Origin of the sequence: Paludibacterium sp. (assembly GCF_019232825.1) — a bacterium.
In the GTDB taxonomy this organism is placed as follows: Bacteria; Pseudomonadota; Gammaproteobacteria; order Burkholderiales; family Chromobacteriaceae; genus Paludibacterium.
Map to the genome: position 1 here is coordinate 1 of NZ_JAFAND010000017.1, position 2,034 is coordinate 2,034.

Consider the following 2,034-nt stretch of genomic DNA (forward strand, 5'->3'; position numbering starts at 1 on the left):
CCGCCGGCAGGCCGACGGCACGCTGATCTTCCTCGGCCGCGCCGACCGCCAGGTCAAGATCCGCGGCTTCCGCATCGAGCCGGGCGAGATTCAGGCCGCGCTGTTGGCGCACGACGGCGTCGACGCCGCCGCCGTCATCGCCCGCGATGGCCAACTGCTCGCCTACGTCAGCGGCGCCGAACACGACGACGCCGTGCTGCGCCGCCATCTGGCGCAACGGCTGCCGGACTACATGCTGCCCGCAATAATCACGCCGCTGGCGGCGCTGCCGCTGACCGCCAACGGCAAGCTGGACGAGGCGGCGCTGCCGCGCCCGGCGCGCCAGGGCGCGGCCTACCGCGCGCCCGAGAGCGAGGCCGAGCGCCTGCTGTGCCAGCTGATGGCCGAGGTGCTCGGCGTCGAGCGCGTCGGCCCTGACGACAACTTCTTCGCCCTCGGCGGCGATTCGCTGTCGGCCACGCGGCTGCTGGCGCGCCTGCGCGCCGGACTCGCGCCGACACTGGGGCTCGACACCCTGTTCCAGGCGGCCTGCGTCAGCGAACTCGCACGCCACTGCCACGGCGCCGGTCCCGCCGGCTTGCCGATCGCAGTCACGTCCAAAACGCGCGCGCGCCTGTCTTTCGCCCAGGAACGGCTGTGGTTCCTCGACCAATTGCAGGGCGATAGCCGCGAGTACCACATTCCCGACGCGCGCCGCCTGCGCGGCCCGCTGGACGCGGCGCGCCTGACGCAGGCGCTCAACGCCGTGGTGGCGCGCCACGCTAGCCTGCGGACCTATTTCGTGCAGGAAAACGGCGCAGTGCGCCAAGCGGTGCGCCCGTTGGTGCCACTGTCGCTGCCGCTCGTCGACTTGTCTCTACTGGGCGAAACCGAACGCCAAGCCGCATTGCGCCAGGCAATGGCCGACGAATGGGAAACCCGCTTCGACCTCGGCGCCGGCCCGTTGCTGCGCGCAAGCCTGCTGCGCCTGGCGCCGGACGACCACGTGTTGCTACGCACCTGCCATCACCTGATCGCCGATGGCTGGTCGATGGCCTTGTTCGAGCGTGAGCTGTGGCATTGCTACCAGAACGATGCGCTCGCGCCGTTGCCGCTGCAGTACCCCGATTTCGCCGAATATCAGCGCGATCACGCCGACACCGACGCCGTGGCGCTGGCCTATTGGCGGCGCCAGCTCAGCGGCGCGCCGGCGCTGTTGACGCTGGCTAGCGACCGGCCTCGTCCGCCGGTACAACACTACCAGGCAGGGTGGGTACGCGCGCGCCTCGACGGCGCGGTCATGCGCGACATGGCACGGCTGCTGGCCGACGCGCCCGGCACCACACCCTATATGGTGCTGTTGGCGCTGTGGGCCTTGCTGCTTGGCCGCGAAAGCGGCCAAGACGACGTGGTCATCGGCTCTCCCTGCGCGAGCCGCCCCTTCGCCGCGCTGGAATCGGTGATCGGCTTATTCGTCAACACCTTGGCGCTGCGGGTGCGGCTCGCGCAGGAACAGTCGTTCGCCATGCTGTTGGCGCAGGTACGGCAGACTTGCCTGGATGCCTACCGCCATCAGGACGTGCCGTTCGAGCGGCTGGTCGAGGCGTTGGCGCCTCGGCGCGATCTGGGGCATGCGCCGCTGTTCCAAGCCATGTTGGCGATGCAGAATCTGCCTGACCCGGCGACGCCCCCGGCGGAACTCACGGTGGAAGCGTTGACCGATCAAGTCCACAAGGTGCGCTTCGACGTGGAGCTGCACGTGCAGCCGAACGGGGACGCGCTGGAGCTGTGTTGGATTTATAAGCGCGAATTGTTCGATACCTTGCGCGTCACGCGCTGGAGCGAACGCTTCGAGCGGCTGGCGGCGCAGGCGCTGGCCGCGCCGGACACCCGCTTGGAGGAACTGGGCCTGCTGTCCGACGCCGAGCGCCATGCCGTCGTCGAACTGCCCAACCAGACCCGCGCTGCCATCGCGCCACAGCCGCTCCACGCACTGTTCGAGGCCAGCGCCCAAGGCCGGCCCGAGGCCCTGGCCCTCTCCGGCCACACCCTCGA

Annotated in this window: 1 protein-coding gene; it reads left to right on the forward strand. The window is 70.0% G+C overall.

Annotation, left to right across the window (positions count from 1 at the left end):
* Positions 1-2,034: condensation domain-containing protein (locus tag JOZ06_RS01630; protein ID WP_293228027.1), on the forward strand; the 2,034-nt coding region annotated here is incomplete at both ends.